Source organism: Rhodococcus sp. YH3-3 (genome assembly GCF_001653035.1).
In the GTDB taxonomy this organism is placed as follows: Bacteria; Actinomycetota; Actinomycetes; order Mycobacteriales; family Mycobacteriaceae; genus Rhodococcus_F; species Rhodococcus_F qingshengii.
Genome location: NZ_BCWH01000001.1, coordinates 2,173,984 through 2,185,424, shown reverse-complemented (window position 1 = coordinate 2,185,424; position 11,441 = coordinate 2,173,984). Strand labels below are relative to the sequence as shown.

The window sequence follows — 11,441 nt, the reverse complement described above, 5'->3', positions numbered from 1 at the left end:
TCACCGTCATCGGTGATCGCTCGCAAGGCCGTGATCGCCTCGTCCACGCTCCACCCGCCGTTGGCGTCGACGCGCACGTTCGGGATGTGCCGACGCACCTCGTTCACCCGGGCGACGTCCTGCGCCAGCGACTGTCCCTTCTCGGCGACCTTGACCTTGGCTGTCCGGGCGCCGGGGAAGCGCTCCAGCAATTCCGGAACGGCAAACGCGTCGATCGCCGGCACGGTCGCGTTGACGGGAACTGCGTCACGAAGCGCAGGCGGCGGACCCAGCCACGCCGCTTCGATACCCGCGAGCAGCCACTGCGACGCCTCGTCGTCGTCGTACTCGACGAAGGGTGCGAATTCTCCCCACCCGGCCGGGCCGCGAACGAGCAGGGCCTCACGAGTCGTGATGCCGCGAAAGCGAACTCGCATCGGCAGCGCGAGAACCACGGCGTCCGCGATCAGATCGTCGAACGAGGGGAACATGTCAGGGCTGTCCCGGAAGCAGTTCGATCATGAGCGCCTCACCGTCGGCGAGGAGCTTGCCGTCGAGATCGGTCAGGCGCGCGCTGACAAAAGTCTTGCGACCCTCGACCCGATCCACCTGCCCCTCGATCACCAGTTGTTGATTGAGCGGAGTGATCGCGCGGTAATTGATGTGGAGGTAGCCGGTGCGGGAGATCGGACGGCCACCCGCGTGGACCGTCATCCCGAAGACGTCGTCGAACAGCAAGGGCAGGACACCGCCGTGAGCGGCGCCGTTGCCGCCCAGGTGGTAGCGGCGGAAGACGCCGGTACTGCGGACTCCTTCGGTGTCGAACTTCTCGACCATCCACGGGAGCATGAGGAGGCTGCCGCGTCCGGGCAGTTGGATGTTCGAGCCTGCGGGCGACTTGCCTTCCGGGACCTCGTACGGAGACAACCGATCGGCAAGCTCCTCGGCTTGCGTAGCGATGTCTGCGAGTACGTCGTCGGGAACATTGGTCGAGACGGCAAGGTCCTGCAACCTGCGCATCGCTTCGACGAAGCGGCCGAAGTCCGGACCTGCGGGAGTGTGCCGGAACCGTGGAAATCCGCCCCGCTTCTCACCGTCTGTGACGATCTCCGTGCCGTCTGCGGTTTGTTCGCTCATGACCTGCACGTTAGCGCGCCCGGGAACGTGTTCTACCTCAGGTATCCGTTAGACGCGCGAGCCGTGCCTCTATCGTGGCTCAGGTGACCTTCAACCCGCAGCTCTGGCGCCCTGTCCCCGGATTCGAGAACCTCACCGACATCACCTACCACCGGCATGTCAGCCAAGGCACCGTTCGCGTCGCCTTCGACCGACCGGAAGTGCGTAATGCGTTCCGCCCGCACACCGTCGACGAGTTGTACCGCGCGCTCGATCACGCCCGGATGACCTCCGACGTGGGAGCGGTGCTCCTGACCGGCAACGGACCGAGCGAGAAGGACGGCGGTTGGGCGTTCTGCTCGGGCGGAGACCAGCGCATCCGTGGTCGCAGCGGCTACCAGTACGCCGAAGGAGAAACGGCGGACACCGTCGACAAAGCACGCGCCGGGCGCCTGCACATCCTCGAGGTCCAGCGCTTGATCCGCTTCATGCCGAAGGTCGTGATCTGCCTGGTCAACGGCTGGGCTGCGGGCGGCGGCCACAGCCTGCACGTGGTGTGCGACCTGACGCTCGCCAGCCGCGAGCACGCACGGTTCAAGCAGACCGACGCCGACGTCGGAAGCTTCGACGGCGGCTACGGCAGCGCCTATCTGGCAAAGATGGTGGGCCAGAAGTTCGCTCGCGAGATCTTCTTCCTGGGTGAGACGTACACCGCCGAGGAAATGCATCAGATGGGCGCGGTCAACAAGGTTGTCGACCACGCTGAACTCGAAAACGTCGCGATCGACTGGGCCGGCAAGATCAACGGCAAGTCGCCGCAGGCACAGCGGATGCTCAAGTACGCGTTCAACCTGCAGGACGACGGGTTGGTCGGCCAGCAGCTGTTCGCCGGTGAGGCAACACGTTTGGCGTACATGACCGACGAGGCCGTCGAGGGTCGTGACTCGTTCCTCGAAAAGCGTGATCCCGACTGGTCACCATATCCCTGGTATTTCTGACACAGTAGGTGCGAGAGGGAGGTCGGACGTGGAGATTCTGAGCAGTCGGACGATATTGCGCCCGAGCGAGTACGAACGAACGCTGAGCTTCTACCGAGACACCCTCGGTCTGGCGATCGCTCGTGAATATCCCGGCGGCACAGTCTTCTTCGCCGGCCAAGGGCTGATCGAAGTCGCTGCGCACGGCGGCACCGGCGAGGGCGGCTTTCGCGGCGCGATCTGGCTGCAGGTCCGGGACCTCACTGCCGTTCAGACCGAACTGGTTCTCGCCGGGGTCAAGATCGCGCGCGAGGCAAGACAGGAACCGTGGGGTCTACACGAGATGTGGATCGCCGACCCGGACGGGACACCGATCGTGATGGTGCAGATCCCGGAGGACCATCCCATCCGACGCGATTCCCGGCCACCGTCCGCGTAGTCGAGACACCGCTGTAGCCGAGACACCGCTGTAGCCGAGCAATGACAGATGCCCGCCACGACTTTCGTGGCGGGCATCTTTCGGTTCTTCACAAAGATCAGTTGCGCGTGCTCAGCGCCTGCGAGATCTGATCTGTCTGTGCCTGGCCCTCGAGCAGTTGGCGAACCAGCCACAGCCGCAGCACCTTTGCCACCGATGCGGCCAGGAAGAGAGCGGCACCGACCACTGTCAGGGCGAGGAAAACCACGGTGAGGATCTGGTACGACACCAGATCCCGCAGGTCCGAGAGCGTCAGCGAAGAGATGTAGACGACGAAGGCGCCGACCACTCCGACGACCATGAGCACCAGGCCCGCGATGCGCGTCGCCGCGTCGCCGCCTGCCTGCTTCTTGTCCAGCTTCAACTCTGCGATGTTCTTCTTGAATTCCTCACGGCGATCTTCGGCGAGAGTAGTCATCGTCATCCTCCTAGATAACTGGTAGAAAGTTCGTTTTCGATGTCGTGTGGATCGCCGGTCTTGACGACGCGTCCCTGCAACATCAGTGCGGCCGAGGTCGCGATGGGCAGCACCGCTCGCGCGAACTGCTCGGCGACGAGAATGGAAATGCCTTCGGCTGCAAGCGAGCCGACGACGTCGTACATCTGCGAGACGATTCGAGGTGCGAGACCCATCGACAGCTCGTCGAGCAGGAGCACCGTCGGGTGAGTGCCGAGTGCCCGTGACAGCGCCAGCATCTGCTGCTCACCACCGGACATCGATCCGGCCAACTGTCCGCGCCGCTCCCCCAGGATCGGGAACCTGCCGTACGCAACCTCTTCGAGTTCGGCCAGCCCGACGCCCGTTCCGGTGGCGATCCACAGGTTTTCCCGCACAGTGAGGTTGGCGAAGATCCCGCGTCCTTCGGGGATGGAGCAGACCCCCAGCCGAGCCAACTCCGAAGGCTCGACTCCGTTCACGACCTGGCCCGCGAGCCGGAACTCGCCGCGGGTGACCGGAAGGACGCCCGAGCAGATCTTGAGCGTCGACGTCTTGCCGCCGCCGTTGGGTCCGAGCAGCGCCACCACGGCGCCCGGTTCCAGAATCAGGTCCACCCCGTGCAGAACTTCGATGGATCCGTAACCGGCGCGGACACCGGACAGTTCGAGCAACGGTTCGGCGCGGTCGGGGCTGCGTATACCCTCGTCGATTTTCGCCTCGCCAATTTTCGCTGAAGTCATACCGCCTCCTCCTCGGTCCCGATGTAGGCCGCGATCACTTCCGGATCCGTCCGGATCTTCTCCGGATCACCCGAGGCGAGGACTGCGCCGTAGTCGAGCACGTGGATGGTCGAGCACACTTTCATCACCAGCGGAATGTCGTGCTCCACCAGACAGATTCCGAGTCCACCCGCAGCAAGTTCGGTGAGCATCTCGGCAAAGACCTCGGTTTCCTGCTCGGTCTGACCCGAGGCCGGTTCGTCGAGCAGAAGCACTCGCGGGTCGGTCATGAGGGCTCGTGCAACTTCGACGACGCGAGCCCGTCCGGTGGGGATGTCCGCGACGTCCTTGTCCGCGACATCCGTGAGCCCGGTCAGCTCCAGCAGGCGATCGGTCTCGCCGTCCACGTCGATCTTGTTGCGGCCGTTCGCCTTGTGGATGTCTCCCGCGACGCGCAGGTTGTCTCGCACCGACAGCGAGACGAACAGTTCGAGCCGCTGGAAGGTACGTGCCAGCCCGCGCCCCGCCCGCTTGTGCGGCGGCAGCTTCGTCACGTCGACGCCACCGAGGAACACCTGACCGGAGGTGGGTTTCTGCAGCCCGGTGATGGTGTTGAAGAGCGTCGTCTTGCCGGCACCGTTCGGTCCGATGAGTCCTGTCACCGTTCCGGGTTGCACGGTGAGCGAAACGTCCTTGACCGCGACGTGTCCACCGAAACGAACGCTCACACCGCGCGTTTCGAGAAGTGGTGTATCAGACATGGACGGTCAACTCCTTCGGCGAGCCACCCTGGTACTGAGGAATCCCCAGTTCGCGGTCGATCTCGTCACGGATCTCGGGGCTGTAAGGGACATCGATCCCGATGTCCTCGGGAACGACTGTCGCTTTGGCGGCCAGTTCCTCCGGAGTGAGAACCGCGCTGGGCATGACCATCTCACCGATCACCGGCAGCATGAACACCACCGCGATCGTGATGGACGCGAACCACCAGTTGCCGAGTACACCGGTCAGAGCGAGGACGTAGGTCAGCAGAACGACTGCGGCGCCGCCGATCAGAACAGGCTTGGCACCGGCGAGCCGTCGGTAGCCCTCGATCACGCTGTGGACCGTTCCGCTGGGGTTCGCGCCGACGCCGATGCCGATCAGTGCCGGGCTGACTGCCGCGATGTTGCCGAAGAGCAGCCACATTCCCTCCAACTCCGGTTGCGCCGAAGCCAGATTGGTGAACGAGACCATGATGACCGCAAACCCGATTCCAGCCATCAGTCCACCGAACAGGGCGCCGGTGACGTATCCGATACCCGCGACGACGGTCAGCATGAGCAGCGAGAGGCTGACCATGATGGCAAAGCTCTCGCCCGAGACGGACCCCATGGCGCTCGACATCAGAATGCCGCCGAGACCGGCGATCCCCGAAGAGATCATGAAGACGCTGAGCTTGAGCCGAACCAGGCTCTGTCCGAGCATGGCCGAACCGGCCGGGCTGTCCTTCATCGCCGCGAGTCGGCGCCCGTAGCCGCTGTTACGCAACGCGATGACGCCGACGCCGAGTATCGAGAACAGCGCGGTCACGGTCATCAGGAACACCGTCTCGTTGCTCAGATCGAGCGGACCGATCTTCAGCGGAGGGAGGGCGATGTTCCCGTCCTTGAACAGCGAGTACTTCATGCCGAACATCTCGTGTTCGGTGGTGTCGCGAAGGACCATGTTGGAGAGGAACACTCCGAAGGCCATGGTTGCCAGCGCGAGATACAGCCCTCTGAGCCGCAGCGCCGGCAGGGCGACGAGGCCACCGATCACGGCGGTGACGAGAACTCCGACGACGATGCCCCACAGGTTGAGGTGCGCAGCCAACCCGGAACCGGAGATCCCGAAGTGGAAGGCCACGATGGTAGCGATAGCGCCGAAAGACACCGGCGCCAAGTTCAATTCACCCGCGTAACCGGTGAGGAGTGTGAGCGAGAGCGCGATGATCGCGAACGTCATTCCGATGGTCAGTGTGGTGACGGCGGAGGTCACCATCAGCAGACGGATCAGGTAGACGATGACGATCAGGGCCACGCCCCAGACGACGGCCTTGCGCACGCTCGGCACGTGGTAACGCTCGCGAGTACGGGTGACCGCTCCACGCAACCGGTCCTGTGGGAGCACGATCAGCACCACGAACAGCGCGATCATCGGCAGGGAGACACGGAAATTCGACGTCCAACTCCAACTCGTCGGGAAGTACGCCAATACGTACGTACCGGCAAGCCCGAGAACCACGGCGCCGACGAACGTGCGCGGAATGCTGCGCAACCGGCCGAACATGGCCGCGGCAAACGCGTCGATCACCAAGAGTGTCAACATGTTCGCCTCGAGTGTGCCGCCACTGATCGGGGTGATCAGGATGCCGGCCAGGACTGCGAGCGTCGAACCCATCGCCCAGGACAGGGCCGCAAGACGCTCCGGATTGTGGCCGTTGAGGCGCAACAGTTCCGGATCGTCGACGACGCCGCGCATCGCGACACCGGCGCGGGTGCGCGTGAACAGGATGCGCAGGCCGACGGCGATGGCGATCGCAACGAGGATACAGATCAACTCGTGGTAGCGGATGCTCGCGCCGAACACCGTGATCTTGGACTGGTCGCCGAAGAACATCTGCATCGTCCGAGCGGTCTCGGGGTGCCAGAACCAGTGCGAGATCGAGAGCATTCCGAGCAGGATCGAGACCGTCACAACGATTTTGGTGACCTCGGCGGTATCGCGCAGACCCTTCATGATCAGGACGTAGAGGCCGAGGCCCATCAGTGGCCCGACCAGGACGAGTGAAATCAGCAAAGCGACGAAAGTGGGAAGTTCCCAGCCGTAGCGCAACTGCCAGTAGATGAACGCACCGAGCATTGCCTGTGCACCGTGCGCGAAGTTGAAGATGCCTGACGTGTTGTACGTGAGTACCAGCCCGGAGGCGGCGATCGCGTACACGGACCCCAGGACCAGGCCCAGGATCGTGAAAGTGACAAAAGTGTTCATGGCTGAACCCTCGTTAGGGACTCGGGCGGCGGTTGGCGCTCGCCGCCCGAGTCGGAAGAATCAGGACTGCGGCTTGATGACGTTGGCGTTCTGGTACTTCGTCGACACGCGGTCAGCGCCGAGTTCGGTTCCCCAGGTGCTCTTGTCGGTCGCGACGAGGTACTTGGGGTCACACTTGAATTCGCCCGCGGTGGACGGGAACGCCTGCGAGTAGGTACTGCCCTTCAGCGAGGTCATGAGTCCGCAGGTGGCCGGCATGTTCTTGCCGGGATCGGTGACGGCATGCAATCCGCCGCCGTCCCACTCGTGAATGTTCGAGAGTTCGTTCACCATGCACTGACGCGTCAGATCGCTACCGCACTCGTCCGCGGCGGCCGCCCACAGTAGGAACGACGACGCCGCCTGCATACCGAGGAGCGCGGTCTTGCCACCCTGCTCGGAGACCAGATCCACGTACTTCTTCACTGCGGGCACCTTGTCCGCGTTCTCGAGCATCTGGAAGGTCATGCCCGCGTTGAGGTTGTCGAGCAGTCCGGTGTCCTTGTTCCAATCGGAGACGGTCGCGCCGTACCAGGTGGCTTCACCGAAGAAGACGGGATCGATCCCGACCTGGTCAAGGGCCTTCACGAAGTTCAGCTCCGACGGGCTTGCCGATCGTGACGTCCAGATCCCCTTCGCGCCGCACTCCTTGTACTTCTCGGCGAACGGCACATAGCTCGATTCCCCCTCGTAGTTGAGTGTGACGCCGCAATCCTTGAGCTTGAAGCCCGCAGCCTCGGCGATCGAGCGAATCTTCGTGGTGGAGCTGATGATCGTGGGCATCGTGCTGTTGACGACGTCGAAGTCGTTCACCAGATCGGGGTGCATCTCGGCCATCTGGAACCACTGCGAACCGTTCGCGTAGTCGACCGGGAACGGGACACCCTGGAATGTCATCGGTCCGTTGGCTGCGTCGGGTGACACGGTGAAGCCTGGCACGGACACCAGGTTGCACGCGACACGCGTCTGCTCGGCGGTCTGATCCATCGCGAAGCCGTAGCCGACCATCATGAACTGGCTCGCGCACGCTTCCTGCATGACCGAGTTGGCCTGCGTCATCGCGGCGTCGTAGTCGGTACCGACAACCTTGCGGCCGTTGATGCCGCCCTGATCGTTGCACCAAGAGATGAGCGCGTTCACCGCATCGCTCATTTCCTTGTTCAGCCCAGGAGACTTCACATAACCGCGGTCGTCACCGAACCCGATCTTGATCTCGGTGTCGCTGACGCCTTGATCGGTTGCGCCGGTGGCGTCGCCTTCACCACAGGGCGAATCGAGGGTGCCGAACTTCGCGTCGGATGTGCTCGACGCAAGGTCTGCGCTGACGCCGGGTCCGCCGACAGCGACGGCGTAGGGATCGTCACCACGATTCGATGCGCAGGCTGACGCCAGAACGGCGGTCGCGGCGAGTGCCACGATCAGCTTCGTGGACTTGTTGGGCTTCACGGTCGGAGCTCTCCTTCTCACTGACAGACACCGAGAAACAGGGGTGAAACCCCTGTTCCGGTGCGCTCGGTGCCCGTAGGTAATCAGCGTTTAAAACGGTCCGAATGTGCCTTCCCGGTGAGTGAGACCAAAAAGTGAGGTCCCACACAGGGTTCCGATTTCGTGGCGCTGAACACATCGCGAACGGCAGCGCCGCAGCCCACGCGCGGGGACGTACTCCGCGGAGCCCCTGTTCGCATCCCGTTCGCTGTACTTTTACGCGTTCGATACGCACAATTCACGTTGTGACCGCAGAGCTCGTAATCCTCCTGGTGGTAGTTGTCACCGCCCTCGCGTTCGATTTCACGAATGGTTTTCACGACACCGGTAACGCAATGGCCACCTCCATCGCGACCGGAGCACTCAAGCCCAAAGTTGCGGTCACACTTTCCGCGATCCTGAACCTGGTCGGTGCGTTCCTGTCCGTCGAGGTCGCTGCGACCGTGGCCAAAGGCGTCGTCAACCTCGGCGCGGTCAGTGGGCAGGATCTGCTGCTGATCGTCTTCGCCGGTCTCGTCGGCGGAATCATCTGGAATCTGGCGACCTGGCTGCTCGGATTGCCGTCGAGCTCCTCACACGCACTGTTCGGCGGATTGATCGGCGCCGCAATCGCCTCCATCGGTATGGGCGGCGTCGAGTGGGGTGGAGTTCTGACCAAGGTCGTCGTCCCCGCGATCCTCGCGCCGGTCGTCGCGGCCCTGGTCGCAGGCGTCGGTACCAAGCTCGTGTACCGAATCACCGCATCCGTCAAGGAAGACGAGCGTGAGCGCGGTTTCCGTTTCGGCCAGATCGGCACCGCCTCATTGATCTCACTTGCGCACGGCACCAATGACGCCCAGAAGACTATGGGCGTCATCTTTTTGGCCCTGGTCGCTCACGGCACCATCACCGCCGAGACCGAGATGCCGTTCTGGGTGAAGTTCACCTGTGCCGTCGCGATCGCTCTCGGCACCTACCTGGGCGGTTGGCGCATCATCCGCACCCTGGGCAAGGGCCTTGTCGAGATCGCCGCGCCGCAGGGTCTGGCAGCCGAAGCGTCGTCCGCCGCCATCATTCTCACGTCGAGCCACCTCGGACTCCCCCTCTCGACCACCCACGTCGCCACCGGATCGATCCTCGGTACCGGCATCGGGCGCAAGGGCGCCGAGGTCCGCTGGGGCGTCGCAGGCCGGATGGCCGCCGCCTGGTTGATCACCTTGCCGTCGGCCGCAGTGGTCGGCGCCATCTGCTGGGCACTCGCGCATCTGATCGGCGGCCTGGCCGGCGTTCTCGTCGTCTTCGCTGCCCTCATCGCGTTCGCGATCTTCATGTACCTGCGTTCGCGTAAGGAACCCGTAGACGCCGCCAACGTGACCGCCGAATGGGACGAGAATCCGGATGCGACGGCTCGCGAGATTCCGACTGCTGATCCCACTCCGTCCACCGAACCCACTCGCAACTCCTGAAAGGGGCGCAAGAGAATGCATCTACTCACCGATACCCTCGATTCGCTCTGGCAGGTAGTGGCAGTCGGACTGCTCTTCGGAGCCGGACTGCCGGCGATCTTCGCCTTCGGCCTCAAGTCGCTGAGTCTGCCGAACGCCGACGGCACCGAAGGACCGTCCACCCTGGGTAAAATGGGTGCGTACCTCTGTTTTGCGGTCGTGCTCGTCACGATCTTCGCCGGAATACTGTTGTTGATGAAGAACTTCTTGGCCAGCACGTTCGGAATCCACGTCTTCTGAGTGGTCGTCGCGGCACACCACTGAAACCACCGAAACGAAAATGAGGCCGAGGATTTGAGCAAGTATTCATTGCGCAGCGTGCTCGACTGGCTGCGTGCCGGGTATCCCGAGGGCATCCCGGACAAGGATCATTTTGCGCTGCTCGCCGTTCTCCGTCGTCGTCTGACCGACGAGGAGATCGAGCAGGTCGTTTCGATGTCCATCGAGTCGGCACACGAAGTGCCGGACCGCCACGTCGACTACGACACCATCCGCGCCATCATCGAGGGAATCCTCAACGAGGAGCCGTCCGAGGACGACGTCGATCGTGTCACCGAAAGGCTGCGCGCAGGTGGGTGGCCGGTCATCGAAGACGTGGACACCGACAACGAAGTTCGAGACGTGAGCTGACGTCATGGCCCTTCCGCCCTTCCTCACGTCGATAGTCGGCTGGTTGCGGGCCGGCTATCCCAATGGCGTCCCCGAGCAGGACTACATCCCACTTTTCGCGCTCCTCACTCGCAGACTCTCCGAAACCGAGGTCGACGCCGTCGCCGATGCGTTGATCGAGGACGGCGATCTGCCCATCGAGAAGACCGACATCCAGGTCCTCATCACGAAGATCACCAACGAGATGCCACTCGAAACCGACGTCGACCGCGTACGAAGCCATCTGGCTGCCGGTGGTTGGCCGCTGGCCGGGCCGGACGTCCGGTGAACGTTCTTCGCACACTGGCCGTTCCACAGGGTGAGGCGGTCTTCGAGGTACTGCCTGCCATCGCGCAGATCCTGGACGGCGTGCACGACGCCGTGCTTCCCGTCCCGGCGGCCGACGCACGCGAGACGGCCCGACTGAGCGACGCTCTGCACCCCGATCAGCCAATCGACGACGGCATCTCGCTGGTGGTCGCCACGTCGGGGACCACCGGAACCCCGAAGGGCGCGATGCTCACCGCGAGCGCACTGCGAGCCAGCGGCGACGCGACTCACGAACGCCTCGGCGGCACCGGATCCTGGTTACTGGTTCTCCCCCCGCACCACATCGCCGGGATGCAAGTTCTGTTGCGCAGTGTCCTCGCCGGAACACAACCGGTGATCGTCGACGTCAGTGCGGGTTTCGACCCTGCCGCATTGCCGGGCGCTGTCGCCGCGATGAGCGGACCGCGCCGCTACACCTCGTTGGTGCCGACGCAGTTGGTCAAGGCACTCGGTGATCGCGCCGCGGTCGAGGCTCTGGCTTCGCTCGACGCGGTTCTGCTCGGCGGCGCTGCTACTCCCGCACCGGTACTCGCGCAGGCCACCGAAGCGGGCATCACCGTCGTCCGCACCTACGGGATGAGCGAAACGTCCGGCGGTTGCGTCTACGACGGAATCCCGTTGTCCGGAGCGCAGATTCGTATCGACGACGGCCGAGTACTGCTGGGCGGTCCGATGCTCGCGTCCGGGTACCGCGGGCTTCCCGACCACCCTGCCTTCGCCGAGCCCGGATGGTTC

General features: G+C 63.7%; 14 protein-coding genes. 7 read left to right on the top strand and 7 right to left on the bottom strand.

All coding sequences use genetic code 11. From position 1 onward, the window contains the following. Together YH3_RS10280 and YH3_RS10275 are read right to left on the bottom strand one after the other, a co-directional pair. The coding region (locus YH3_RS10280; protein ID WP_274522681.1) for an enolase C-terminal domain-like protein at nt 1-470 on the bottom strand (470 nt) is incomplete at its 3' end. A gap of 1 nt (nt 471) precedes the next feature. Next, complete coding sequence (locus tag YH3_RS10275) at nt 472-1,116, bottom strand: PaaI family thioesterase (RefSeq protein WP_042453605.1); 645 nt, start codon at nt 1,114-1,116, stop codon at nt 472-474. A gap of 83 nt (nt 1,117-1,199) precedes the next feature. On the opposite strand from YH3_RS10275, the gene YH3_RS10270 reads away from it, so the two are divergent. Then, entirely contained in the window at nt 1,200-2,093 is an 894-nt protein-coding gene (locus tag YH3_RS10270) for a 1,4-dihydroxy-2-naphthoyl-CoA synthase (RefSeq protein ID WP_024487301.1), read from the top strand. A gap of 28 nt (nt 2,094-2,121) precedes the next feature. After that, the gene (locus tag YH3_RS10265) at nt 2,122-2,511 is read left to right on the top strand and encodes a VOC family protein (RefSeq protein ID WP_003941917.1); all 390 of its coding nucleotides are present in this window, start codon (nt 2,122-2,124) and stop codon (nt 2,509-2,511) included. A gap of 97 nt (nt 2,512-2,608) precedes the next feature. Here the strand turns inward: YH3_RS10265 and YH3_RS10260 are convergent, their stop codons facing one another. The 5 genes from YH3_RS10260 to YH3_RS10240 are packed head-to-tail and all read right to left on the bottom strand — an operon-like array spanning nt 2,609 to nt 8,205. Further along, complete coding sequence (locus YH3_RS10260) at nt 2,609-2,968, bottom strand: hypothetical protein (RefSeq protein WP_003942018.1); 360 nt, start codon at nt 2,966-2,968, stop codon at nt 2,609-2,611. A gap of 2 nt (nt 2,969-2,970) precedes the next feature. Further along, entirely contained in the window at nt 2,971-3,729 is a 759-nt protein-coding gene (locus YH3_RS10255; protein WP_003941866.1) for an ABC transporter ATP-binding protein, read from the bottom strand. Further along, complete coding sequence (locus YH3_RS10250; protein WP_003942056.1) at nt 3,726-4,469, bottom strand: ABC transporter ATP-binding protein; 744 nt, start codon at nt 4,467-4,469, stop codon at nt 3,726-3,728. Before YH3_RS10250 ends, YH3_RS10255 begins: the two co-directional genes overlap by 4 nt. Next, on the bottom strand, nt 4,462-6,720 hold the full coding sequence (locus YH3_RS10245; RefSeq protein WP_003941895.1) for an ABC transporter permease: 2,259 nt from the start codon (nt 6,718-6,720) through the stop codon (nt 4,462-4,464). Before YH3_RS10245 ends, YH3_RS10250 begins: the two co-directional genes overlap by 8 nt. Before the next feature lie 60 nt (nt 6,721-6,780). Next, the gene (locus YH3_RS10240) at nt 6,781-8,205 is read right to left on the bottom strand and encodes an ABC transporter substrate-binding protein (protein WP_064443322.1); all 1,425 of its coding nucleotides are present in this window, start codon (nt 8,203-8,205) and stop codon (nt 6,781-6,783) included. Nucleotides 8,206-8,489: 284 nt separating this feature from the next. Here YH3_RS10240 and YH3_RS10235 point away from each other — a divergent pair, with 284 nt between their 5' ends. From YH3_RS10235 to menE, 5 genes are all read left to right on the top strand, one after another. Further along, nucleotides 8,490-9,689, top strand: coding sequence for an inorganic phosphate transporter (locus tag YH3_RS10235; protein WP_007728486.1), 1,200 nt, complete (start codon nt 8,490-8,492; stop codon nt 9,687-9,689). Nucleotides 9,690-9,704: 15 nt separating this feature from the next. After that, the gene (locus tag YH3_RS10230) at nt 9,705-9,968 is read left to right on the top strand and encodes a hypothetical protein (RefSeq protein WP_003942079.1); all 264 of its coding nucleotides are present in this window, start codon (nt 9,705-9,707) and stop codon (nt 9,966-9,968) included. 54 nt (nt 9,969-10,022) lie between these two features. Further along, a complete protein-coding gene (locus tag YH3_RS10225) occupies nt 10,023-10,358 on the top strand; it encodes a DUF3349 domain-containing protein (protein ID WP_003941853.1) in 336 nt (111 codons plus the stop codon). 4 nt (nt 10,359-10,362) lie between these two features. Then, nucleotides 10,363-10,665: a DUF3349 domain-containing protein gene (locus YH3_RS10220; RefSeq protein WP_003941976.1), complete on the top strand. Its 303-nt coding sequence runs from the start codon at nt 10,363-10,365 to the stop codon at nt 10,663-10,665. Next, nucleotides 10,662-11,441, top strand: a 780-nt coding sequence (gene menE, locus YH3_RS10215; protein WP_064443508.1) for an o-succinylbenzoate--CoA ligase, incomplete at its 3' end; no start/stop codon positions are given. The genes YH3_RS10220 and menE, both read left to right, overlap by 4 nt.

Excerpts from the sequence above, each read along its gene's own strand:
- YH3_RS10275 (WP_042453605.1), bottom strand. The coding sequence starts at position 1,116 with ATGAGCGAACAAACCGCAGACGGCACGGAGATCGTCACAGACGGTGAG.
- YH3_RS10260 (WP_003942018.1), bottom strand. The coding sequence starts at position 2,968 with ATGACTACTCTCGCCGAAGATCGCCGTGAGGAATTCAAGAAGAACATC.
- YH3_RS10255 (WP_003941866.1), bottom strand. The coding sequence starts at position 3,729 with ATGACTTCAGCGAAAATTGGCGAGGCGAAAATCGACGAGGGTATACGC.
- YH3_RS10250 (WP_003942056.1), bottom strand. The coding sequence starts at position 4,469 with ATGTCTGATACACCACTTCTCGAAACGCGCGGTGTGAGCGTTCGTTTC.
- YH3_RS10245 (WP_003941895.1), bottom strand. The coding sequence starts at position 6,720 with ATGAACACTTTTGTCACTTTCACGATCCTGGGCCTGGTCCTGGGGTCC.
- YH3_RS10230 (WP_003942079.1), top strand. The coding sequence starts at position 9,705 with ATGCATCTACTCACCGATACCCTCGATTCGCTCTGGCAGGTAGTGGCA.
- YH3_RS10220 (WP_003941976.1), top strand. The coding sequence starts at position 10,363 with ATGGCCCTTCCGCCCTTCCTCACGTCGATAGTCGGCTGGTTGCGGGCC.